The organism is Dactylosporangium sp. NBC_01737 (assembly GCF_035963215.1).
In the GTDB taxonomy this organism is placed as follows: domain Bacteria; phylum Actinomycetota; class Actinomycetes; order Mycobacteriales; family Micromonosporaceae; genus Dactylosporangium.
Window position 1 is genome coordinate 13,295,984 of record NZ_CP109153.1, and the last position, 23,454, is coordinate 13,319,437.

The 23,454-nt window shown below is 72.9% G+C and carries 22 protein-coding genes; 12 read left to right on the forward strand and 10 right to left on the reverse strand.

The features are described from left to right. Positions 1-50: 50 nt before the first annotated feature. A complete protein-coding gene (locus OHA72_RS61425) occupies positions 51-416 on the reverse strand; it encodes a hypothetical protein (protein WP_327005264.1) in 366 nt (121 codons plus the stop codon). A gap of 79 nt (positions 417-495) precedes the next feature. Between OHA72_RS61425 and OHA72_RS61430 the strand changes: the two genes are divergently transcribed. Together OHA72_RS61430 and OHA72_RS61435 are read left to right on the forward strand one after the other, a co-directional pair. After that, positions 496-1,803, forward strand: coding sequence for a hypothetical protein (locus OHA72_RS61430; protein ID WP_327005265.1), 1,308 nt, complete (start codon positions 496-498; stop codon positions 1,801-1,803). After that, positions 1,800-2,555: a 3-ketoacyl-ACP reductase gene (locus OHA72_RS61435; RefSeq protein ID WP_327005266.1), complete on the forward strand. Its 756-nt coding sequence runs from the start codon at positions 1,800-1,802 to the stop codon at positions 2,553-2,555. The genes OHA72_RS61430 and OHA72_RS61435 overlap by 4 nt, the downstream gene beginning before the upstream one ends. Here OHA72_RS61435 and OHA72_RS61440 read toward each other — a convergent pair. The 5 genes from OHA72_RS61440 to OHA72_RS61460 are packed head-to-tail and all read right to left on the reverse strand — an operon-like array spanning position 2,515 to position 7,401. Continuing rightward, entirely contained in the window at positions 2,515-3,933 is a 1,419-nt protein-coding gene (locus tag OHA72_RS61440) for an MFS transporter (RefSeq protein WP_327005267.1), read from the reverse strand. The two genes, OHA72_RS61435 and OHA72_RS61440, sit on opposite strands and share 41 nt — an antisense overlap. Before the next feature lie 37 nt (positions 3,934-3,970). Continuing rightward, entirely contained in the window at positions 3,971-4,684 is a 714-nt protein-coding gene (locus tag OHA72_RS61445) for an ABC transporter permease (protein WP_327005268.1), read from the reverse strand. Continuing rightward, complete coding sequence (locus OHA72_RS61450) at positions 4,684-5,595, reverse strand: ABC transporter ATP-binding protein (protein WP_327005269.1); 912 nt, start codon at positions 5,593-5,595, stop codon at positions 4,684-4,686. The genes OHA72_RS61445 and OHA72_RS61450 overlap by 1 nt, the downstream gene beginning before the upstream one ends. Beyond that, entirely contained in the window at positions 5,595-6,467 is an 873-nt protein-coding gene (locus OHA72_RS61455) for an ABC transporter permease (protein WP_327005270.1), read from the reverse strand. Before OHA72_RS61455 ends, OHA72_RS61450 begins: the two co-directional genes overlap by 1 nt. Further along, positions 6,451-7,401 carry an ABC transporter ATP-binding protein gene (locus OHA72_RS61460; protein WP_327005271.1) on the reverse strand — a complete coding sequence of 317 codons (951 nt, stop codon included), beginning with the start codon at positions 7,399-7,401 and terminating at the stop codon, positions 6,451-6,453. The genes OHA72_RS61455 and OHA72_RS61460 overlap by 17 nt, the downstream gene beginning before the upstream one ends. A 144-nt stretch (positions 7,402-7,545) precedes the next feature. On the opposite strand from OHA72_RS61460, the gene OHA72_RS61465 reads away from it, so the two are divergent. The 10 genes from OHA72_RS61465 to OHA72_RS61510 all read left to right on the forward strand — a co-directional run bounded on the left by OHA72_RS61465 (position 7,546) and on the right by OHA72_RS61510 (position 15,693). Next, on the forward strand, positions 7,546-7,734 hold the full coding sequence (locus OHA72_RS61465) for a hypothetical protein (RefSeq protein ID WP_327005272.1): 189 nt from the start codon (positions 7,546-7,548) through the stop codon (positions 7,732-7,734). A 32-nt stretch (positions 7,735-7,766) separates the two neighbouring features. Further along, on the forward strand, positions 7,767-8,024 hold the full coding sequence (locus OHA72_RS61470; protein WP_327005273.1) for a hypothetical protein: 258 nt from the start codon (positions 7,767-7,769) through the stop codon (positions 8,022-8,024). 118 nt (positions 8,025-8,142) lie between these two features. Then, positions 8,143-8,727, forward strand: coding sequence for a YidC/Oxa1 family membrane protein insertase (locus OHA72_RS61475; protein ID WP_327005274.1), 585 nt, complete (start codon positions 8,143-8,145; stop codon positions 8,725-8,727). Between the two features lie 167 nt (positions 8,728-8,894). Next, the gene (locus tag OHA72_RS61480; RefSeq protein ID WP_327005275.1) at positions 8,895-10,010 is read left to right on the forward strand and encodes an inositol-3-phosphate synthase; all 1,116 of its coding nucleotides are present in this window, start codon (positions 8,895-8,897) and stop codon (positions 10,008-10,010) included. Positions 10,011-10,169: 159 nt separating this feature from the next. After that, positions 10,170-10,877, forward strand: a complete 708-nt coding sequence (locus OHA72_RS61485) for an SCO3242 family prenyltransferase (RefSeq protein ID WP_327005276.1) — start codon at positions 10,170-10,172, stop codon at positions 10,875-10,877. Further along, positions 10,874-11,734 carry a sugar phosphate isomerase/epimerase family protein gene (locus OHA72_RS61490; protein WP_327005277.1) on the forward strand — a complete coding sequence of 287 codons (861 nt, stop codon included), beginning with the start codon at positions 10,874-10,876 and terminating at the stop codon, positions 11,732-11,734. The genes OHA72_RS61485 and OHA72_RS61490 overlap by 4 nt, the downstream gene beginning before the upstream one ends. Beyond that, on the forward strand, positions 11,731-12,336 hold the full coding sequence (locus OHA72_RS61495; RefSeq protein WP_327005278.1) for an EboA domain-containing protein: 606 nt from the start codon (positions 11,731-11,733) through the stop codon (positions 12,334-12,336). The genes OHA72_RS61490 and OHA72_RS61495 overlap by 4 nt, the downstream gene beginning before the upstream one ends. After that, positions 12,336-13,187 (forward strand): TatD family hydrolase, encoded by an 852-nt coding sequence (locus OHA72_RS61500; RefSeq protein ID WP_327005279.1) that lies wholly within the window; start codon positions 12,336-12,338, stop codon positions 13,185-13,187. Before OHA72_RS61495 ends, OHA72_RS61500 begins: the two co-directional genes overlap by 1 nt. Continuing rightward, complete coding sequence (gene eboE / locus OHA72_RS61505) at positions 13,187-14,323, forward strand: metabolite traffic protein EboE (RefSeq protein WP_327005280.1); 1,137 nt, start codon at positions 13,187-13,189, stop codon at positions 14,321-14,323. Before OHA72_RS61500 ends, eboE begins: the two co-directional genes overlap by 1 nt. Continuing rightward, positions 14,320-15,693, forward strand: coding sequence for an alkaline phosphatase family protein (locus tag OHA72_RS61510; RefSeq protein ID WP_327005281.1), 1,374 nt, complete (start codon positions 14,320-14,322; stop codon positions 15,691-15,693). The genes eboE and OHA72_RS61510 overlap by 4 nt, the downstream gene beginning before the upstream one ends. Positions 15,694-15,776: 83 nt before the next feature. On the opposite strand, the gene OHA72_RS61515 is transcribed toward OHA72_RS61510, so the two are convergent. Genes OHA72_RS61515 through OHA72_RS61530 form a run of 4 tightly spaced genes read right to left on the reverse strand, consistent with a single transcriptional unit; the run spans position 15,777 to position 22,799 of the window. Next, a complete protein-coding gene (locus OHA72_RS61515) occupies positions 15,777-16,652 on the reverse strand; it encodes a diacylglycerol/lipid kinase family protein (RefSeq protein ID WP_327005282.1) in 876 nt (291 codons plus the stop codon). A 55-nt stretch (positions 16,653-16,707) separates the two neighbouring features. Next, positions 16,708-17,139 carry a hypothetical protein gene (locus OHA72_RS61520; protein WP_327005283.1) on the reverse strand — a complete coding sequence of 144 codons (432 nt, stop codon included), beginning with the start codon at positions 17,137-17,139 and terminating at the stop codon, positions 16,708-16,710. Positions 17,140-17,143: 4 nt separating this feature from the next. Beyond that, on the reverse strand, positions 17,144-20,029 hold the full coding sequence (locus tag OHA72_RS61525; RefSeq protein WP_327005284.1) for an AAA family ATPase: 2,886 nt from the start codon (positions 20,027-20,029) through the stop codon (positions 17,144-17,146). Positions 20,030-20,051: 22 nt separating this feature from the next. Continuing rightward, positions 20,052-22,799 (reverse strand): ATP-binding protein, encoded by a 2,748-nt coding sequence (locus tag OHA72_RS61530; protein ID WP_327005285.1) that lies wholly within the window; start codon positions 22,797-22,799, stop codon positions 20,052-20,054. Between the last annotated feature and the right edge of the window lie 655 nt (positions 22,800-23,454).

Consider the following 23,454-nt stretch of genomic DNA (forward strand, 5'->3'; position numbering starts at 1 on the left):
GGTTACACAAAGGCCGGGTCCCGTTCGCGGGGCCCGGCCTTCGTTGTGCCTCAGGTTTCCAGCAGCAGCTCGGGCATGAGCCGCTCGACGGCGTACAGGTCGTAGACGCGGCGGACCTCGGCGATCAGGCCGGTCTCGGTCAGCACCAGGAACTCCGCGAGGCGGAACTGCTCGGTGCCCACCGCGCAGTCGTAGACCAGGGCGACGCGCCGGTCGATCACCGTGCGGGAGAAGACGGAGACCGAGGTCAGCGCGGCCGCGTAGCCGGTGAGCTTCTCGATGAAGTCGCCGTCGGGGTCCAGGTTGGACTCGACCCGGGCGCCGGCGGCGAGCAGGGTGAACAGCACGCTCGTGCGGCCGGTGGTCCAGGCCGCGACCCAGCGCGCGGCGACATCCTCAACAGCGGTCGCGTCCATCACGCGTCATCCTGCCACGAACAGGTTCGTCCCCACCCCGGGGTTCTCAGGAAAGCGCTTTCCCCTTATCCTCGGGGGCATGTTGCGCATCGATGACGGGCTCGCGCCCAAGGATCTGCTGCCCGCGGTCGGCCGGATGTGGGAGCTGTCCGCCGGGAAGATCGACGCGATCGACGCGTCCAACCCGCCGGGCGGCAGCCAGGGAGCACCCGTGTTCACCGTCGAGGGGCGGTACACGGCCCGCGGCTGGACGGAGTGGACGCAGGGGTTCCAGGTGGGCTCGGCGCTGCTGCAGTTCGACGCGACCGGCGACCGGCACTTCTACGAGCAGGGCCGCCGCCACACGATCGGGGTGATGGCGCCGCACGTCAGCCACATCGGCGTGCACGACCACGGGTTCAACAACGTCAGCACGTACGGGACGCTGCGCCGGCTCATCCTGGAGGGCCGCGTCGACGACGCGGACCGTGACATGGTCGAGCTGGCGCTGAAGGTCAGCGGTGCCGTGCAGGCCGCCCGGTGGAGCAGGACCGCGGACGGCGGCGGCTACATCTACTCGTTCAACGGGCCGCAGTCGCTGTTCGTGGACACGATCCGCTCGTGCCGGTCCCTGGCCGTGGCCCATCAGCTCGGCCACGTGCTCATGGGCGAGCACGACGAGCGGATCGACCTGCTCGACCGGCTGGTGACGCACGCGCAGAGCACCGCGAAGTACAACGTCTACTTCGGCGAGGGCCGCGACACGTACGACATCCGGGGGCGCACGGCGCACGAGGCGCTGTTCAACGTCAACGACGGGCGGTTCCGGGCGCCGAGCACGCAGCAGGGCTACTCGGCGTTCTCCACGTGGACGCGCGGGCTGGCCTGGGCGATGCTGGGCTTCGCGGAGCTCCTGGAGTTCCACTCCTCCGACCTGTTCCGCGCGGCCGCGCAAGCCACGTGCGACTTCTACATCGAGCACTCCCCCGCCGACGGGATCCCGTACTGGGACACGGGCGCCCCCGGCCTCGTCCACCTCGACGTGGACGCGCCGGCGGACCCGTTCAACGCGTTCGAGCCGGTCGACTCCAGCGCCGCCGCCATCGCCGCTCAGGGGCTGCTGCGGCTCGGCCGGGTCACCGGGGAGGACCGCTACACCCAGGCGGGACTGACGGTCACCAGGACGCTGCTGCAGGAGCCGTACCTGTCCACGGACCCGCGGCACGAGGGCCTGCTGCTGCACTCGGTCTACCACCGCCCGAACGGCTGGGACCACGTCGCTCCGGGTCAGTCGGTGCCGAACGGCGAGTCCAGCATGTGGGGCGACTACCACCTGCGGGAGCTGGCCCTGTACGTCGGCCGCCTGGTCGACGGCCCGTACTACACCTTCTTCGGGGGTGCCGCGTGAGCGCCGCGCTGGTGACCGGGGCGTCGCGCGGGATCGGCCGGGGCATCGCCCTCGCCCTGGCGGGGGCCGGCTTCGACGTGGTGGTGAACTACGCGTCCAACCTCGCCGCCGCCGAGGACACCGCCGCCGAGATCGAGAAACTCGGCGTGCGGGCCGCCCTCGTCCGTGCGGACGTCGGCGACGCCGAGGACCGGGCAAGGCTCGTGCACGAGTCGCACGAGGCGTTCGGCGGCATCGACCTGCTGGTCAACAACGCGGGGGTGGCGCCGTCCGTGCGGGCGGACCTGCTGGAGGCGACCGAGGAGTCCTTCGACCGGCTCGTCGGCATCAACCTCAAGGGCCCGTACTTCCTCACCCAGCAGGTCGCCCTGCGGATGATCGAGGCGGGCGTCGCGGGGAAGATCGTCACGATCTCGTCGATGAGCGCGTACACGGCGAGCGTGAACCGGGGCGACTACTGCGTGACGAAGGCCGGCCTGGGCATGATGACGAAGCTGTTCGCGGCGCGCCTCGCCGAGCACGGCATCACCGTGTTCGAGGTCCGGCCCGGGATCATCGCCACCGACATGACGGGGCCCGTGCAGGCGAAGTACGACAAGCTCATCCTGGAGGACGGCATCACGCCGATCCGGCGGTGGGGCACGCCCGGGGACGTCGGCCGGGCGGTGGTGGCGATCGCCACGGACCTGCTGCCGTTCTCCACCGGCCAGGTCATCGACGTGGACGGGGGGTTCCACCTGCGGACCCTGTAGCCGCCGTGTCCACGGCCGCCCTGGAGCGCAGCAGCTCGTGCACCGCCTCGATGTCGGCCGGGGCGGTGCGGGAGGCGAGCCAGTACATGACGCCGGTGGGGATGAAGAAGACCTGGAACGCGGCGAGGCCGACGGCGAGGTTCGTCGGTGGCGGGAAGCTGCGCGCGAGCCCGGCGAAGATCGCACCGACGAGCCCGTTGCCGGCGGCCCGGCCGACGCCGTTGACCAGGTTGCCGAGGGAGTAGACGGTGCCGCGGTGCTCGGGCGGGTTGGCGTCGGCGATGAGCGCGAACCAGTTCGGCGAGTTCGCCGACGTGAGCGCCAGGGCGAGCAGCGCACACAGGAACGCCGCCAGGAGGCTCGGCGTGGTGAACAGCGCCCCGACCACCAGCGCCGTCGCCGACCGGCCGTCCGGGGCGGGCAGCGTCAACGGCGCGAAGAACAGCACGACGTACAGCGGCACACCGGCGAGGATGCCGATCGCGGCGACCTTCGCCCGCCCACCGGCGTCGCGGCGCTGCCAGCGGTCGCCGAGCATCCCACCCACGACGGACAGCACCCCGCCGAGCTGGAACAGTGTTGCGAGGATGCCGCCGATCTGGATGGCGGACTGCTCGTCGTAGCCCTGCGCCTCCGCCTTCGCCTGGAACAGCCGCGGCAGCCACACCAGCGAGCCGAACGCGGCCTGCGCGGTGAGCCCCTGCAGGATCAGCCATACGTTGGTCCGCCTGGCGACGATGCCGGGCAGGTCGGCGCGGGAGATGCGGTGCTCGTACTCCTCCCCGGCAGCGAACACCGCGGCGAGGTCGGGCTCGCTCTGCCCGCGGCGGATGTCGGCGGTGGTGAAGTACGCGGCCGACGCGAGGACCCCGAGGGCGGCGAGGACGTAGAACGGCCGCCGCCAGTCCGCGCCGCCGAGCTGGCTGGCGACGAGGACCCCGGCCAGGGTTCCGATGCCCTGCGACAGCCCCCACAGGCTCATCACCAGCCCGCGGCGCCGCGGCGAGATGAGGTCGCTGACGACGGAGAAGCCGACCGAGCCGACGGCGCCGAGGCCGACCGCGGCGACCATCTGCGCGGCGAGGAACGTCCAGTAGCCCTCGGCGAGGACGGCGCCGACCGTGCCCGCGGCCCAGATGAGGGTGCCGACCATGAGGACGGGCTTGCGGTCGGTGCGGTCCCCGGCGTAGGCCCAGCCGACGGCGGCGACCGCGGTCACGAGGTAGCCGACCGCGGTCACCACGCCGAGCGCTCCCTCGCCGACGCCGAGGGAGCGGCTGATCGGCGAGTAGAGCGGCGGCACCAGGCTGATCGCCACGTTGTCCAGCGACGCCAGCACGATGAAGACGGCGACGCTGTAGACGCGGTGGAAACTCACGTGCGGACGGTAGCCCGTCGCCGCTGCGTAGGCGACATCAGCCCGTCTCGCCGGCGACGGCGAACGTGCGCAGCTTCTGCACCGCGAGCGCCGTCATCCCGACGGTGAAGACGCCGGCCATCACGAAGCTCACCGGCACCGACACCGACCCGGCAAGCACGTCGGTCGGGGCGAGCCAGTCGACGATCGTCTTCACGTACTGCTGGATGCTCAACTTCGCCGTGCCGGACAGCAGGTTGCCCAGCAGGCCCTCCCACAGCACCACGTAGACCAGTCCGAGCAGCACCGGCCGGCGGGTGATGACGCTGATCGCCAGGAACAGCGAGCAATAGGCGAAGGCCCCGACGAACGCGCCGACGACGAGCGCGAAGGCGAGCGGCGTCGAGTCGGCGAGGAGCCCGACGACGAACAGCGGCACCGCGGCGAACCCGCCGGTCACCCCGACCGCCACGGCCAGTTTCGTGAACACGATCTCGGAGCGCGGCAGCGGCTTGGACAGGATGTGCGTGATCGTGCCGTCGTCGATCTCGGAGCCGAGGACGCCGGTGCCGACGATGAGCGCGATGACCGGCAGCACGGCGGCGAAGCCGAGGCCGACGATGACCGGCTCACCCCATTCCGACGGCGGCTCCCCGAAGGCCCGGGCCGCCGCGGCGAAGCCGGCGAGGATGATCGGCAGCGGCACCAGCAGCCAGATCCGCCGGCGGCCGAGCAGGCCGCGCAGGGTGATGCGGGCGATGGTCGGATTCATCAGGCACCCACCAGGTAGGAGAAGACGCTTTCCAGGGACTCGTCGGCGGGCAGGAGCTGGCGCACTCGGACGCCCTCCTTGAGCGCGATGCGGGGCAGCGACCGGGTGAACGTGCCGTAGTCGGACGCGCGCACCTGCAAGCCTGTTGCGTCGAGGTCGACACCTGCGACGGACGCCTGGCCGATGAGCGCCACCGCGAGGCGACGGTCGTCGCTGGAGCGGATGGAGAACACGTGCGGCCGGTTGGTCATCAGCCGGCGGATGGTGCGGAAGTCACCGGAGGCGGCGAGCCGCCCGGCGACCATGACCTGCACGGTGCCGGAGACCTGCTCGACCTCCTCCAGGATGTGCGATGAGAACAGCACGGTGCGGCCGTCGTCGCCCATCTTGTGCAGCAGGTCCATCATGTGGAAGCGCTGGCGCGGGTCCATGCCGTTGAACGGCTCGTCCAGCAGCAGCACGCCCGGGTCGTGCACGAGCGCCGCCGCAACCCGGATCCGCTGCCGCATGCCCTTGCTGTAGGTGTCGATGCGCCGGTCCTGTGCCGGCTCCATCTCCACCATCGCCAGGGCGCGGCGGGCGGCCTCCTCGGGGTTGGCGAGGCGGAACAGCCGCGCGCTGGCGACCACGAACTCCTTGCCGGTCAGGAACCCGTGCACGGCCTCGCGCTCGCTGACCAGGCCGAGGGTCCGGTACACGTCGGGGTTGCGCCACGACGGCGCGCCGTCGACGGTGAGCGTGCCCTTCGACGTGGCGAGGAAGCCCGACATCATGTGCAGCAGCGTGGTCTTGCCGGCACCGTTCGGGCCGAGCAGGCCCGTGACGCCGGCGCCGAGGGTCATCGTCACGTCGTTGACGGCGACGACGTTGCCGTACCAGCGCGACACGTGCTGGAGGTCGACGGTGCCCATCAGGCGGCCACCTTCCGGTAACGAAGGAGCAGGAGCGAGATGCAGCCGGCGAGCAGGATGAGCGTGGCGGCGCCGTAGGCGGGACCGTAGTCGCCGATCGGCATCGGGTCGGCGTCCGGCGTACCGAAGATCCACTGTTCGACACCGATGAGCAGGGTCATCGGGTTGACGATGAACGAAAGGCTGGCCAGTGCGCTGTTCTCGCCGCCGATGACGTTGAGGATGCCGACCATGGGCGCGGTGATGATGAACACGCCGACGATGAACGCCGCCGCGAACGCCCGCCGGCCGGTCAGCGACGCGACGAGCAGCGCGATCCCGGCCAGGACGAGTGCCCGGATGACGGCACCGCCGAGGCCCGGGCCCATGTCGCCGAGCTCCTTCATGGCGCCGCTGAACCCGTCGGTACGGGTGAACACCGCGCCGATGTAGATGATCAGCTGCGGCACCGCGAGCAGCAGCAGGACCACGGTGGCCAGGGCGCTGTACTTCGCCAGGGCGTAGTCGGTGCGTTGCAGGGGCCGGCTGAAGTACAGCGGCAGTGTCCGGTCCCGCAGGTCGCGGGAGACCAGCTCGGGCGCGACGATGGCGAGGAACAGCATCACCGGGAACGTGATGGTGGCCGCGAACCCGCGGTAGCTGATGAACGACTCGCCGGTGAGCGACCGGACCGCGATCTCGATGACGGCGACGCTGAGCGCGATGCCGATCACCAGCCACGGGAAGATCTTCGCCTTGGCGCCACGGCCGATGCCGAACGCGGTGCGCAGGCTCTGCTCGTACAGGGAGCGGTTGGCGTACCAGCGGCCCAGCCTGGGGCCCTTGTACCGCTGGTAGCCGATGTCATGGATGACGCTAGTTGGCTGCGCCATGGCCGACCTCCTGTGCTGCTGCCGGTCCGGTCACGGACGGGGTCTGGAAGAGCTCGGCGACGCGGTGCCGGCGCTGGTCGAGGCGGTGCAACGGCAGGTCCAGCTCGGCCACGGCGATGAGGATCCGGTCGTACACCTCGTCGCTGTCCATCGGCACCATGAGCGCGGCGCCGTCACGGGTCACCGGCAGGCCCTGCTCCGCGAGGCGGGCGACCAGTAGCTCGACGCCCTCGCTCACCTCGACGGTGAGCACGTCGCGGCTGGTCGTCATGTCCGACACGGTCGCGGAGCGCAGCAGCTTGCCGCCGTCGATCGCGATCAGCGACGTGCAGATCCGCTCGACCTCGCCGAGCAGGTGGGAGCACACGACGATGGAGATGCCGAACTCGGTGCCGATGCGGTACACCAGCTCCAGCATCGCGTCCCGCCCGGCCGGGTCGAGGCCGTTGGTCGGCTCGTCCAGCAGCAGCAGGTCCGGGTCGTGTGCGAGGGCCTGGGCCAGTTTGACCCGCTGTTTCATGCCGGTCGAGTAGCCGCCGATCTGGCGGTACCGCTCCTCGTAGAGCCCGACGTGCCGCAGCGCCTCCGACGCCCGTTCCCGGGCGGCGTTGGCGGGCAGGCCGCTCATCCGCGCCAGGTGGGTCACGTATTCGGCCGCCGAGGTCTCGCTCGGCAGGCAGTCGTGCTCCGGCATGTAGCCGACCCGCTGCCGCACCTGCACGGACTGGCTCGTCGGGTCGAGCCCGAGCACCCGCAGCTCGCCGCCGGACGGCTGCAACAGGCCGAGCATGATCTTGATGAAAGTGGACTTGCCGGCGCCGTTCGCGCCGACCAGCCCGATGATCCCGGGCTCCACCGCCAAGGAAAGTTCCGAAAGGGCGGTGACGCCACCCCCGTAGCGCTTCGTCAGCGCACGCGTCTCGATGAGTGCCACGTCGCCGACCTTACGGACCGTGAACCCTGAGGACTATCCGGAACGCACCTGAACCCGGCCACTTAGGGGTCCAACCTGAGATCATCCTCAGGTTTGTGCCGCGAGCGCCTGAGATCCTCCTCAGATTCACCCCTGCCGGTCGACGTGGCGGCCAGGCTGCGCTTCGCCATCATCGCCCCGATCCCCATCGAGGGCCGGCCGGTCCGTATCGACGCGAGCGTGGGCGCGGCGACCGCGACGGAGGGCACCCTGGACGCGCTGCTGCGCGCCGCCGACGCCGCGATGTACCGCGAGAAGCTCGCCCGCCGCCATCCGGCCCGCGTGACGGCCTGACCATCCGCGTCGCCGGGCGTATCATCGCTGGCATGTCGTGGTCGTTGACCACCCTCCTTGCCGCGTGGTCCTCGGTGACCTCGCCGGCCGACGCCGTCGCCGTGGCGACGGCGGTCCTCGCCGCGCTCGCGATCGTCCTCGCGGCGCGCCTGCTCACCGGCGCCCCCACCGCGGCCCGGCGGGTCATGCCCGTGCCGGCGCGGGCCCGTTCCCGGCGGGCGCAGCCGACCCGGGCCATGGACCCCGACGCGGCCGGACGGCCGCGGCCCCGCGCGCCCGGACAGCGGTAGTCCCTCCCGACTCCCGCTCGTCCATCTCCGCGCGCCCCGCCTGCCCCGCCGAACCGAGCATCCTGCCGACCTGAGCGGCGGCCGGAGCGTGCGCGCGTCCAGCCGAAGGGCCTCCACCGTGCTGCACCATGTCCTCGTCCTGCTCTCCTCCACCACCGGATCCGTCGCCGCCGCCATCGTCATCGCCACCCTCGTCGTCCGGGCGGCGCTACTGCCGCTGAGCCTGCGGGCGTACCGCGCCGAGAAGGTCCGGTCCCGGCTCGCGCCGCAGCTCACCGCGCTGCGGGAACGGCACGGCAAGGACCCGGTCGTCCTCGCCGAGAAGACCACCGCGCTCATGCGGGCCGAAGGGTCCGGGCCCCTCGCGGGGCTGCTGCCGATGCTCGCCCAGGCGCCAGTCATCTGGCTGCTGTACCGCGAGTTCAGCGGCGACGCCCTGCACGGGCACACCCTGCTCGGCGCCGACCTGACCGCCCGGCTCCTCGATCACCCTGCGCTCCTGGCGGGCTGGCTCATCGTCGCCGCGCTCGCCGCGATCGCCGTCTGGAACGTGCGACGCCTGCCGGCAGGCTCGCCGGCGCTGGTCAGGGCGCTGTCGTTCGGGACCGTGGCGTTCGCCGTCCTCACCCCGGTCGCGGCCGGGATCTACCTGGTCACCTCCGGGCTGTGGACCGCCGTCGAGCGCGTCGTCGCACTGCGCTGACGAGTATCTCTTTTGCACGTACGCGCGGAAAGTTTTTTTGGTTTGTAGAAAAGTTCGGTTGCCACTGGCGGAAGGAGGGATGTGGGTTCTACGCTGCCAACTCAGCGACAATCGGCGATGTCGCCCACAAGATCGTCACACAACTCCAACCGCCATGGGAGGGCCCGGTGCAAACGGGTGTGTGGCTGGTAGGCGCGCGCGGTTCCGTCGCCGTCACCAGCATCGTCGGCGCTGCCGCTGTGCGCGCCGGGCTCACCGAGCCGATCGGTTGTGTCACCGAGCATCCGGTGCTGCGCAGCGATGCGCTGCCCGGATTCGGCGACCTCGTCTTCGGCGGCCACGACGTCGCCACCATCTGCCTGGTGAAGAAGGCCGAGGCCCTGGCCGAGGCCGGGGTCGTACCCGGCCGGCTGGTCGCGACCCTGCACACGGAGCTGGCGGCGGTGGACGAGGAGATCCGTCCACTGCCGCACGGCACCGCGGCCGAGGTCGCCGCCGGCATCACCGCCGACCTGCTGGACTTCCGGCGGCGGCACAACCTGGCACGGGTGGTGGTCGTCAACGTCGCCTCCACCGAGGCCGCGGCGGCGCCCCACCCAGCGCACGCGGCCCTGGAGTCGCTGCGCGACGCCCTGGACACGCTGCCGCCCAGCTCCCTGATGGCGTACGCGGCCTTCGAGGCGGGCTGTTCGTTCGTCGACTTCACGCCGTCGACGGGCGCCCGCCTGCCGGCGCTGCGGGAGCTGGCGCAGCTGCGGAACATCCCCTACGCCGGGCACGACGGCAAGACCGGCGAGACGCTCATCAAGTCGGTGCTCGCGCCGATGTTCGCGATGCGCAACCTGCGGGTCCGGTCCTGGTCCGGGACCAACCTGCTGGGCGGCGGCGACGGCGCGACCCTCGCCGAGCCCGCCGCCAACGCCGCCAAGTCGGCCAGCAAGCAGCGGGTGCTCAGCGAGACACTGGGATACCAGCCCGACGGGCACACCCGCATCGAGTACGTGCCCGACATCGGCGACTTCAAGACCGCCTGGGACCTGATCACCTTCGCCGGGTTCCTCGGCACCCCGATGCGGATGGAGTTCACCTGGCACGGCTGCGACTCGGCCCTCGCCGCGCCGCTGGTGCTGGACCTGGCCCGGCTCACCGCCGCCGCGCACGGCGCCGGCCGGGCAGGGCCGCTGACCGAGCTCGCGTTCTTCTTCAAGGACCCCCTCGGTGAGGTGGACCACGCGCTGGGCGCGCAGTTCGAGGCCCTCGCCGCGTTCGTGCGGTCGCTGTGAGCCCCGGCCGGCCTGACTGGCGCACCCTCGCCGAGCTGGTGCGGGCGCCGGCGGCGCTGAGCGTGCCGGGAGACGTGGTCGCGGGCGCCGCCGCCGGGGACCCTCGGGCCGCGCACGCCCGCCCTCGCCGGCTCGTCGGTCCTGCTGTACTGGGCGGGCATGGCCGCCAACGACTGGTCCGACCGGGAGCTCGACGCGGTCGAACGCCCCGAGCGGCCGATCCCGTCGGGGCGGATCTCGCCCCGGGCCGCGTTCGGGGTCGCGGCAGGGCTGACCGCCGCCGGGGTCGCCCTTGCCGGACTCGCCGGTGGCCGCCGCGCGCTCGCCGTCGCGGTGCCCCTCGCCGGCGCCGTCTGGGCCTACGACCTGAAACTCAAGAACACCCCGGCGGGACCGGCGGCGATGGCGACCTGCCGCGCCCTGGACGTGCTCCTCGGCGCGAGCGGCGGGCGGCTGCGATCCGCGGCGTTCCCGGCGGCGACCGTGTTCGCGCACACATACACGGTGACGGCCCTGTCCCGCGCGGAGGTGCACGGTGCCACGCCGGCGCTGCCGGCCGCGACCCTCGCCGGATCCGCCGCGGTGGCCGTCGCCGCGGCGCTGCCGTCACGGCCGTTCGGCTGGCGTTCGCTCGTCCCGCTCGCATTGTCCGGCTGGTACGCCAGACGCTACGGCGAGGCGCAGCTGCAAGCCCTGGAGAAACCGGTGGCGGGCAACATCCGCTCGGCCGTCGGCGCCGGGATCGTCAACCTGCCGACGCTGCAGGGCGCGCTGACCGCACGGGCCGGCGCGCCGATCGCCGGGATGGCCGTCGCGGCCGCCGCTCCCCTGGGCCGGCACCTCGCGAAACGGCTGTCACCGACATGAGCCTGCGGTTCGGGTACGGGACGAACGGCTTCAGCAACCACCGCCTCGACGACGCGCTGAGCGTCATCGCCGGGCTCGGATACACCGGCGTGGCCCTGACCCTCGACCACCATCATCTGGACCCGTACGACAGCAACCTGTGGCGGCACGTCCGCACGCTCGGCCACCGCCTCACCGAGCTCGGCCTCGGCGTCGTCATCGAGACCGGCGCCCGGTACCTGCTCGACCCGTGGCACAAGCACGCGCCGACCCTGCTGGACGACGAACCCGACGCACGGATCGACTTCCTGTCCCGGGCCGTGCGGATCGGCACCGACCTCGGCGCGGAGGCGGTCAGCTTCTGGGCCGGGGTCCGCCCGCCGGGGCTGCCACCGGACGTCGCGTGGCGGCGGCTCGTCACCGGCTGCACCGACGTCCTCGCCGCCGCGGAGGGCGCCGAGATGATGCTCGGGTTCGAGCCGGAGCCGGGCATGCTGGTCGAGTCGATCGACGACTGGGAGCGGTTGCGGGCCGACCTCGGCGCGCCCGTCCACTTCGGACTGACCCTCGACATCGGCCACTGCCGGTGCCTGGAGCCGGTGTCCGCCGAGGAGTGCGTGCGCCGCGTCGCCGGCCAGCTCGTCAACGTGCAGATCGACGACATGCGCCGCGGGGTGCACGAGCACCTCGAGTTCGGCACCGGCGAGGTCGACTTCCCGGCGGTGCTGCGGGCCCTCAACGAAACCGACTACGGCGGCCTCGTCGCCGTCGAACTGCCCCGGCACAGCCACGCCGCGCCGACGGTGGCCCGGGACTCCCTCGCCTTCCTGCGCGCCGCCGAAGCGCAGTCACTGGACCGATTCCAGGAGGTGCCATGAACCTGTACGACTCCCTCACCGCCGAGCTGACGGACACGGTGTGGCTGGACACGGCGCTGGAGACCGTGGCACGCCAGCCGTCGGCCATCGGCCGGCTCTTCCCCGCCGCCGGCCGCCGCTGCGGCCGGTGGGCCCTGAACGGCGCGGGTGGGCTGCCCGCCTGGACGGTCGACGACGCGGCCCGGGTCCTGCTGATCACCCGGCTGCCGGTCGCGTCCCTGGCGACCGAGCTGGAGCCGCTGTACCGCTACGGCGACGCGGCGGAGAAGCGGGCCGTCCTGCGGGCGCTGCCGCTGTTGCCGTCCTCGGACGCGTTCGCACCGATCCTGCTGGACGCCCTGCGGACCAACGACACCCGGCTCGTCGCCGCCGCGCTCGGGCCTGCCGCCTCGTGCCTGCCCGACGCCGCGTGGCGGCAGGGCGTGCTCAAGGCCGTCTTCATGGGCCTGCCCCTCGCCGCCGTCGCGGACCTCGATACCCGCGCCGACGCCGAACTCGCCACCATGCTCGGCGGGCTCGTCGAGGAGCGCCACGCCGCCGGGCGCGCCGTGGCAGAGGACGCCACGGCGCTGCTGCACCGTCTCCAGGAGAGGGTCTCGTGATGCGCATCTTCGACCCCCACATCCACATGACGTCACGGACCACCGACGACTACGAGCGGATGGCCGCCTCCGGGGTCCGCGCGCTGGTCGAGCCCGCATTCTGGCTCGGGCAGCCACGCACCAGCGTCGGCTCGTTCACCGACTACTTCGACTCCCTCGTCGGATGGGAGCCGTTCCGGGCCTCCCAGTTCGGCATCCGGCACCACTGCACGATCGCGCTCAACCCGAAGGAAGCCAACGACCCGCGCTGCCGCGACGTGCTGCAGGTGCTGCCGCGCTACCTGGAGAAGGACGGCGTCGTCGCCGTCGGCGAGATCGGCTACGACTCGATGACGCCGGAGGAGGACGAGGTGTTCGCCGCGCAGCTCGCCCTCGCGGTCGCGCACGAGCTCCCGGCGATGGTGCACACCCCGCACCGCGACAAGGCCCGCGGCACCGACCGGACCATCGCCGTGGTCCGCGAGTCGGGCATCGACCCCGGCCGCGTCGTGGTGGACCACCTCAACGAGGTCACCGTCGCGAGGGTCGCCGACAGCGGCTGCTGGATGGGCTTCTCCATCTACCCCGACACGAAGATGACCCCGTCGCGGATGGTCGCCATCCTCCAGGAGCACGGCCTGGACCGGGTCCTGGTCAACTCCGCCGCCGACTGGGGCCGCTCCGACCCGCTGCTCACGCGGTACACCGGCGAGGCGATGCTGGCCGCCGGGTTCAGCGACGACGACGTCGACCGGGTGCTGTGGCGCAACCCGGTGGAGTTCTACGGGCAGTCGAAGCGTCTCGACGTCTCGGACCTGGACGGCGTGGACGCCACCTTCGAGGGGAACTCGATCCTCCGCGGCGGGTCCTGATGCGGCTGCGGCACCCGGACGGCCAGGTGGTCCACCTGGCCTACGGGACCAACGTCCACCCTGCGGAGGACCTGCCGGGCATCCTGACGCAACTCGATGTCTACGCCGCCCGGGTCAGGTCCCACCTCGACACCTCCGTCCTGGGTCTCGGGCTGTGGCTCGCCGCCCCCGTCGCCGCCGCCCTCGCGGCGGATCCGGCACTGCGGCGGAACCTGCGCCGCGAGCTGGACGTGCGCGGCCTGGAGGTGGTGACCCTCAACGGGTTCCCCTACCAGGCGTTCCACGCGCCGGTCGTCAAGAAGGCCGTCTACCTGCCGGACTGGGCCGACCCGCGGCGGCTGCGGTACACCATGGACCTCGCCCGCGTCCTGGTCGACCTGCTGCCCGACGACGCCGCCCGGGGCTCGATCTCCACGCTGCCGCTGGGCTGGCGGGACCCGTGGGACGGCCCGCAGGTCGGCGCCGTCCACCGGGCCCTGGACCAGCTCGCCTACGGGCTGTCGTTCCTGGACCGGCCGGTCCGCGTCGCGTTCGAGCCGGAGCCCGGCTGCATCATCGAGAACACCCTCCAGGCGACGGTGCACCTGTCCCGGGTCGACCCCAGGTACCTCGGGATCTGCGTCGACCTTGCGCACCTGGCGTGCGCCTGGGAGGACCCGGTCGCCGCGGTGCAGCGCCTCGCCCGCGCCGGGCTGCCGGTCGTGAAGGTGCAGGTGTCCGCGGCCCTGTCCGTCGACGACCCGACCGCGCCCGCGCTCGCTTCGTACGTGGAGCCGCGCTTCATGCACCAGACCCGCTCCCGCGGCTGCGCGGCGTCCTTCGACGACCTCGACGACGCCCTGGCCAGCGGCGCCGACGGCCCGTGGCGGGTGCACTACCACGTGCCGCTGCACGCCTCGCCCGAGCCGCCGCTGGAGGCGACCACCGGTGTGCTGCGGGCCGGCCTCGCGGCGCTGCTCGGCGGGCCCGTCGCCGGCTGCGACCACCTCGAGGTCGAGACGTACACCTGGGGCGTCCTGCCGCCGTCCCAACGCCCGACCGGGCCGGCGGAGCTGGCCGCCGGGATGGCCGCCGAGCTCGCCTACGCCCGTGACACCCTGCACGACCTCGGTCTCAAGACGCTGGAGCCCAGATGAGCAAGCCACTGCTGGTCCTCGACGTGGTCGGGCTGACCCCCCGCCTGCTGCAGCACATGCCGCGCCTGTCCGCCGTCGGCGCCGCCGTGCCGCTGCGGCCCGTCCTGCCCGCGGTCACCTGCTCTGTGCAATCGACGTTCCTCACCGGCGCGCTGCCGTCCGACCACGGGATCGTCGGCAACGGCTGGTACTTCCGGGACCTCGGCGAGATCTTCCTGTGGCGGCAGCACAACGCCCTCGTCGGCGGCGACAAGCTGTGGCACGCCGCCCGCCGGGTCGAGCCCGGCTACACCGTGGCGAACGTCTGCTGGTGGTACGCGATGGGCGCCGACGTCGACTGGACCGTGACGCCCCGCCCGATCTACTACGCCGACGGCCGCAAGGAACCGGACTGCTACACGTTCCCGCCGGCGCTGCACGACGAGCTGACCGCCAAGCTCGGCGACTTCCCGCTGTTCACCTACTGGGGCCCCGGCGCCGGCATCCCGTCCTCGGCGTGGATCGCCAGGGCCGCCGAGCAGATCATGGTCGAGAAGTCGCCGGACCTGACGCTGGTGTACCTGCCGCACCTCGACTACGACCTGCAGCGCTTCGGCCCGTCCTCGCCGCAGGCCGCCGCGGCCGCCGCGGCCCTGGACAACGTCGTCGCCCCGCTGCTGGCCGCCGCGGCCGTGCGGGGGATCACCGTCGTCGTCCTCTCGGAGTACGGCATCACCGACGCCAGCCGGCCCGTCGACGTCAACCGGCTCCTGCGCGCCGAGGGGCTGCTCAACGTCTACACCCAGGACGGCATGGAGTACCTGGACCCGTGGACGTCGCGGGCGTTCGCGGTCGCCGACCACCAGATCGCGCACGTCTACGTGCGCGACGCCGCGGACCTGCCCGTGGTGCAGAAGCTGTGCGCCGCGCTGCCCGGCGTCGGCGAGGTCCTCGACGCCGCCGGCAAGCAGCGCACCGGCCTCGACCACGAGCGCGCCGGCGAGCTCGTCCTGCTCGCCGAGCCCGACGCGTGGTTCACCTACTACTACTGGCTCGACGACGCCCGGAAGCCGGACTTCGCGCAGCTCGTGGAGATCCACCGCAAACCCGGGTACGACCCGGCGGAGCTGCTCTTCGACCCGGCCGCCCCGGGCGCGGCGAAGGCCCGGGCGGGTGTCGCGCTCGCCCGCAAGAAGCTCGGGATGCGGTACATGATGAGCGTCGTCGGCCTGGACGCCGGCGCGAAGGCGGTGAAGGGCTCCCACGGCCTCATGCCCTCCACTGTGGACGACGGGCCGGTCTGGTTGTGCGGCGACCCCGAGCTGCAGCTCGACTCGGTCGACGCGACGGACGTGAAGGGGCTGCTGCTGCGCCTCGCCGGCCTCGCCTGACCGGCTCCGGCCCGGGCCACACGGCCCGGGCCACACGGCCCGGCTGCACGGCTCGACTGCATGGCTCGGCCGCACGGCTCGGGTCAGCGGACGAGGAGCCAGGCGCCCTTCGCGACCGTCCAGCGGCGGCTGCGGAAGGGGCCGGTGAGCTCGCCGTCGGCGTTGACGTGGAACGGCTCGCCCTCGATGCGGATGTCGCGGCCACGCAGGTGGGTCACGTCGTCGCGGTCGGGGTGGCGGCCGTTGCGCAGGGCGAGGGCGTAGCCGACCCGGGCGAGCGGCCCGACGGCGAAGGAGACGGTGACGTCGGCGAGGCCGTCGGTCGGGTCCGCGTCGGGGCCGAGCTCACCGGTGCCGCCGGCAATCGTCGGCGCGTTGGACAGGCCCGCCATCAGGACCCGCCGCCGGCCGCGTGCCACGACGGCGCCGTCGACGGTGACGCGCAGCCGCCAGCCCCGTGCGGTGAACCCGGCGAGGACCGCACCGATCGGGAACGCGGCGATCTTCAGCACCCTCTTGAGCGGCCGGGCCATCAGCGCCGCCTCGGCGCCGGCACCAACGTGCACGGCGTTGATGACGACCCCGGCGCCGTCGGCGACGATCAGGTCCGTCGGGTGCGCGGTGCCGCCGGCGGCGATCCGGGCGGCGGCCTCGAGGTCGTCGACGGGGATGCCGACGCCGCGGGCGAAGTCGTTGCCGGTGCCGAGCGGGATGAGGGCGACCTCGCACACGCCGGCCTCACCACGGCGCAGCAGCGCGCCGACCATCGTGTGCAGCGAGCCGTCGCCACCGACGACGACCAGTCTGCGGCCTTGGCGGGCGTCGAGGATCCGGTCGACGTCGCCCTCGTCGCCGCAGGTGGCCGTCTCCACGTCGCCGGCGCCGCGCAGGACGTCGAGGACCGCCTCGACGGCACCGGCCTCGGTCCGACCGGCGAGCTCGTTCGTGACGACCAGCACCCGCTCACGATACGGCCCACACGTCGATTGCACCCGTCGCGCGCCGGGTCGCTCCTCAGGACGAATCGACCACGTGGGCCTCGGGGTGGAAGGCGACGCGGTCGGGGCCGGGCAGCAGCGCCACGTCCTCGCCCGGCAGCAGTTCCTGGCCGCCGATGACGCGGCCGACCGCTTCGAGGGCGGCGGGGTCCACGGCCGTGGACACCACGACCGTGGCTCGGCGCGCCGGGTCGAACAGCACGAGGCTGCGCACCGCACCCGGCGCCGCACGGAACGCGGGCGCGATCCGCTCGCGGTAGGCGAAGTCGGCCGCCGCGAACGCGTCGTCGGTGGCGGGCCCGTCGAAGTACAGCACTTGTGCCGCCACGGGGGTCGTGCCGCCGGCCGGCCCGGCGACGTCGTGCAGGACGGTGTGGCTGCCGTCGCGGTGCTCCTCGGACAGCGTCACGATGAGCCGGTCGGCGTGGGTCTCCAGGGTCGCGTACATGCGTTCAGCGTGGCCGCAGGACGGCGCCCTTCTCCTCCGTACCACCACTGAACCGCGCCGCAAGTTGCGTGCGGTTCGTGCAGCCGAGTTTCGCCAGGGCGTTGCGGACGTGCGTCTCGACGGTGCGTTCCGACAGGGTCAGCCGCTCGGCGATCTCACGGTTGGAGCGGCCCTCGGCGGCGAGCGCGGCCACCTCCCGCTCCCGGGCGGTGAGCGCGACGTCGCGGTCCAGCCCGGCGAGCAGGTCCTCGCCGCGCCGCAGCAGCGGCCGCAGCCCGAGCCGGCGGGCACCGTCGACGGCCGCGCGTGCCACACGGCCGGCCCGGGTCCGGTCGCCCGGCGCGCCGCGCGCGATGAGGGCCGCGGCCAGTTCGAGCCGGGCGAGCACCAGCTCAGGCGCCGACGCCACGCGGCGCTCCATCGTCTCGGCGGCCTCCAGGTGCGCGACGGCCTCGTCGCGCCGCCCGAGGGCACCCGCGAGGACACCGAGGAACCGCGACACCGCGCCGTAGCAACCGGAGACCGAGTTGACGTGGAGACCGGCGTACGGCGTGAGCTCCCGCAGGCACGTCCCGACGACACCGAGGTCACCGGCGAGCACGGCGGCCTCACCGGTCGACGCCACCACCGGCAGCCACAACGCGTCGCGGGGCAGGTCCGGCAGCGCCGCACGGAGCCGGTCGAACCTCGCGAACGCGGCGTCGGCGGCGTCCGGCCCCTGTTCGAAGAGGTACCCGACGGCGAACGCGTCCGCGATCGGCACGTGCGCCGCGCCGGCCAGGGTCTCCCGCAGCCCGGGCAGGTCACCGCCGGTGCGCCGCAGCAACGCGGTCATGAACGCGTAGTACTGCCAGTACGCCGAGATGTCCTGCATCCGCAGCGCGATGGTGTGTGCGTGATCGATGTGCCGCGCGGCGGCGCCGGCATCACCGGCGAGCCAGGCGGCCGTCGCCCTGCCGCGCGCCGCGTGCCACCGGGCGACGGGCCAGCCGAGCCGGTCCGCGAGCTCCTCCAGCGCGAGCAGCTCGTGCTGGAACACCGACGTCGCGCCGAGCAGCAACGACGCCTCGATCCGCCAGATCCTGCCCCACAGCGCGGCGTCGGGCCGGTCCTCCCGCGCCCCCAGCTCGATCATCCTGGTGCCGAGCGCCAGCTGCTCGGCGAACTGGTCCGGCCCGGCGACGGCCTCCTTCATGGCGTGCATGGCGTCGATGACGGCGATCGGGTCGCCGGCCTCCTCCGCCAGCGCCAGCGCCAGCGCCGCGGTCCCGGCCGCACCGCCCGCACTGCGCGCGCCGGGTGCCGCCGTGGGTTCGCCGGCGGTCGCGCGGCCCGCACCGGGCGTCGTGGATTCGCTGCCGAGGCTTGCTTCGATGAACGCGCGCTGGGCGAGGACCCGGGCCCGCCGGGCGGAGCGTTCGTCGCCGAGCAGTGCCTCGGCCCGTGCGCACAGCGTCAGCACCGCCGGTGACGCACCCCCGCCGACCCCGCGGACGACGACGGCGGCCCGAGCGGCAAGGTCCGCCGTGCCGAACGGGCCGTCCAGGCAGCGGCGCAGCGCGGCGTCGATGCGACCGAGCCGGTACTCGGCCTCGGCGGCGGCGAGGATCAGCTCAGGGTCGTCCGCGGCGACGGTGAGGGCCTGGTCCAGCCACCGTGCGGCGTCCTCGAACGCGAACCGCCGCGCCGCCTCGGTCGCGGCGGCGTGGGCGGCGTCGGCGGCGGCCCGGCGGCTCGGCGCGTCGACGGCGGCGCGGAGCCGGTGCCGGGCCAGGGCCGCGGGGTCGTCGTGGACGGCGTCGGCAAGCCGCCGGTGCCAGGTGAGGCGTTCCGTGCGGGTCATCGTCTCGTACCTGGCCTGCCGCACCAGGTCGTGCGCGAACCGCAGCCGGCCGCCCGGCGCGGCGTCCTCGACCAGGACGCCGGCGGCGACCGCTTCCGCCAGCAGGGACTCCCGGTCGTCCTCAGTGAGGAGTGCGGGGTCGATCTCGGCGCCGATCGCGCTGCAACCGCCGAGCAGGCTCCGGCAGGCAGGGCTCAGCCGGGACAGCCTGGCCTCGACGACGCGGCGCAATTCCGCGGGCAGCCGCGTCGCCGGGCCCGGCTCACCGCCGAGCGGCGAGCCGGAGTCATGCAATGGATTCCCACCGCCCGGCGCCACATCTCCGCCCTCGGGTGGAGGCGCGTCGCCGGGCGGCTGTTCGAGGCGGGTGAGTTCGCGGACGTACAAGGCGTTGCCGCCGCTCTGCCGGTGCACACGGTCCACCCGGGCAGGATCCACCGGGCGACCGGTCGCGCCGCGCAGGTAGCCGGCCACGTCCGCGCTGGTGAGGCCGCCGAGCCGGAGCTCCGTCGCGTTGGGCAGGTCGCCCAGGGCCTCCGGAAGGGGGGCGGCGCCGTCGGGGTCGCGGACCGTACACACGACGACGAGATGCGAACCGGCAAGGTCGGCGCACACGTGACGCAGCAACCGCAGCGACGCCGGGTCGGCCCAGTGGGCGTCCTCCAGAACGACGACGGCTGCCGGCGCGGCCAGCAACGCCCTTGCGGCCCGGTCGAGGACCTCGAACTGCGCCACGGGGATCCGGCCGGCCGACGGGTCCGACGACGGGCCGGGCAGCAGCGTGTCCGGGTCGAGGCCTGCGATCCCCTGGTCCTGGCCGGAGCGCAGGATGCGCCGCCACGGCCACAGGGCGGGCGCGCCGTCGTCGCCGGCGCGGCCGAGCAGGACCGGCAGGCCGGCGCCGGCGGTGAACCGGTCGACGAGGGTGCTCTTGCCGATGCCGGCCTCGCCGGTGACGAGGACCGCGGTGCCGTGGCCGGCCCGCGCCTGGTCGGCGGCCCGCCGCAGCGCCGCCAGCTCCGCGGTCCGGCCGACGAAGACGGTCATGTCCGACAGTGTGCCGGACGGGTCAGCTGCCGGCCTTGACCCAGGCCGCGATCTGCGTGCGGGATTCGAGGTTGAGTTTGCTCAGGATGTTGGAGACGTGGACGGCGGCGGTCCGCGGCGAGATGTACAGCCGGCGGGCCAGCTCCGCGTTCGTCAGTCCCTCCGCGAGCAGCACCGCGACCTCCCGCTCGCGCGGGGTCAGGGCCTGGTCGCCGGCGACGGGGGTGCCGAGGCCGAGCCGCCCGCGCAGCGCCGACAGCTCCGCGACCCGCCACCCGGACCAGCGGGCGAGCAGCGGCTCGGCGGTGCGCACGTGCTGGCGGGCGCCGTCGAGGTCGCCGAGGGCGAGCAGGCAGCGGGCGGCGCCGACGTGACCGGTGCCCTTCGTGGCGGGCAGCAGCATCGACGGCTCGGCGACGGCGCGCCGGTATCCGGCGAGGGCGCTCGTGTGGTCGCCGGCGGCCTCGGCGATCTGCGCGTCGGCGAGCCATCGCCAGGCGTCGTCGAAGAACGGGTCGTCGATCGCGGCGGCGACCGGCCGCAGCTCGTCGACGCTGAGCCCGCCGACGAGACCGGCGGAGATGAGGTCGTGGGCGAAGTCGCGGCCGGTGACCCCGGTGACGCGGACCGCGTCGAGGACCGCCCGGAGCAGCTCACGGGCCTGCTCGGTCTGCCCGCGCCGCGCGACCAGGTGGAACTGCAGGCCGGGCACCGACGTCTGGGTCAGCATCGTGTACGTGTCGGTCGCCTCGACCATGCCGCGGATGACGGTGTCGGCCCGGTCGAGTTCGCCGGCCTCGAGGAGCAGCCCGGCGAAGAACACGCCGTGGTAGTCGATCCCGTTGCGGGTGCGCAGCAGGCCCCGGTCCCGCCGCCGGGCCGACTCCAGCTCGGCAAGGGCCCCGCCGAGGTTGCCCTCCTGCACCGCGAGCCGCGCCCTGCCCTGGAAGTACGCGGCGACCGCCAGGGACTCGAACCCGGCCCGCTCCGCGAACGTCCGCATCCGCTCCAGCGCCGCGGCCCAGTCGGCCGGGCCACCGGGCAGCAGGTTGTAGAGGTTGTTGAGCGACCGCGCGGCGAGCAGCCACTCCCCCGCCTGCTCCGCCTCCTGCGCGGCCTCGTTGAGCAGCTTGATCCCGTCGTCGACCCCGGCGGCGAAGTTGACCAGCGCGGAGCCCTTCTCGACCTTGCCGGCGAGCCAGACACCCGGCAGGCCCAGCTCCTCGCCGAGGGTGATCGCCTTGTCCGCCCATTCGATGGCGCGTTCGGTGTCGTCGTGCAGCATGTACGCCTGCGCTATCGCGGCATATGCATACGCCTTCGCCGGTCCGTCGTCGAGCGGCTCGATCTCCGCCCGCAGCTGCGCGGCCCGCTCCTGCATGCTGCCGCTGCTGCCGACCTCCCAGCTGAGCCGCACGAGCAGCCGCAACGCGTCGGCGCGCTCCGCCCGGGTGCCCGCGACGGCGAGCCAGCGACGGCCGAGCTCCTGCGCGTCGTCGAGGAGCCCGGCGAGCCACGCGGCGCGGGCCCCGCACGACAGCAGCTCCACGTCGTCGGGCAGCTCGTCGAGGCCCATCTCCGCCAGCTGCAGCGCCTGATACGGCGAGCCCATCGCCAGGTAGGTCGCCAGCCCCCGCCGGGCGGCCTCGACCATGTCCAGGTAGCGGCCGGCGCCCCGCGCGTGGTGCGCGACCAGCGCATAGTCCTTGCTGCCGGTCGACAGCAGCGTCTCGAGGGCCAGCTCGTGCAGGCGCCGGCGCTGCCGGGCGAGCAGCTCGTCGACGAGCGCCTCACGGGTCAGCGCGTGCCGGAAGCTGAACTCGTCGTCGCCGGTCTCCACCATCAGCCCGCGCCGCACGAGGACGCGCAGCGCGTCGATGAGCTCCGGCTCGCTGTGGCTGGTCACGGCCGCGAGCAGGTCGAACGGGACCTTGCGCCCCAGCACCGCGGCCGCTTCGACGATCCGCTTCTCGGTCGGGTCGAGGTCGTCGAGCTGCCGCCTGAGCGCCTCGGCCACATTCCACGGCAACGGCCGGTCGCACAGCGTGTCCAGGTCCTCGTCGCCGTTGGCCTTGATCAGCTCTTCGAGGAAGAACGGGTTGCCACCGGTGCGGTTGTGCAGCGACAGCGCCGTCCGGTACGCCGGGGGCCGCCCCGTGACGGACTTCAGGAACCGTGACGTCTCGGCGAGGTTGAGCCGCTCGAGCCGGACGTTGGTCACCATGTATCGGCGCTCGAGCCGGGTCAGCAGGTCGGCGAGCGGGTGCCGGCGGGTCACCTCGTCGGGGCGGTAGGTGCCGATCAGCAGCCGGCTGCCGGGCAGGTCCGCGATCCGCTCGAACAGCGCCACGCTCTCCGAGTCCGCCCAGTGCAGGTCCTCGAACACCACCACCGACGGCCCGGGCGTCGTCAGCAGCCGCACGATCTCCAGCCCGGCCTGGATCCGGTCGATCATCGACCGCGACGCGTCGGTGACGGTCACGAGCAGCTCCGGGTCGAGCCCGACCGAGCGATGGCAGCTGTCGATCGCGTCGAGCAGCACCTCGAACGGCCGGCTGAGCGTGCCGGGATCGGCCTGCCCGTCCAGCACCGGCACCGTCTCGGGCAACCCCGTGATCAGCTCCTGCACCAGACGGCTCTTGCCGATGCCCGGCTCGCCGCCGAGCATGGCGATGGAAGGCTCGGACCCGTCGAGGAGCCGCCGCAACCTGCGCAGCTCATCGTCGCGGCCGACCATCACCTGGCTCACTCCGTTACGGCTGGCCCGCACGCCACCAGCCTACCGGCGGGCGGGCGGTGCGACGGCTGTGACGGACGCGACCTGCGCCACCATGGCCGGTCGTCCCCGCTGTTGCGCCGCGGCCGGCGGTGCAGGCCGAGAAGCTCCTCCTGGCGGTGCTGGACCTGAACGAAGAGGAACACTGGGTGCATCATGTCGTAGCTCCTTGACTCGGTGATGTCTCCATCGTGGTCGTGTAAGGAGCCGTTTCCATCGGTACCTGTTACGTATCTTGGGGCTCGGGGCGATACCTAGTCGCTGGCCGGTGCTCTAGTCACCGGGGCTTTCACCTTCGCCGGTGCGCTGGTTGCCGTCCGTGCCGTGCCTGGGGTTCTACCAAGCCAGGTCCGAACTCACATGATCCAGCGCCGTCGAGGTCATCATTCGGTGGTGCCACACCGTCGCCGGCCCAGAAAAGCGACCAAATCACCCAAACCGTAGTGCGTCCAAGACGCCCACCAAGATCCAGCCCGGCCCCGTCATGATCGAAGGATCCGGGTGGCCGTCCGGACGGCCACCGCCGTCCTTCGATCATGGGCCGGAACGGAAGATCGCCGCCGGAGTGCTGGTACTCCCCGGTCTAGTGATCGATGGCCTTCACTTTTGACTGAAAACGGCGTTGTAGCACCGAATGATGCGCCCGACG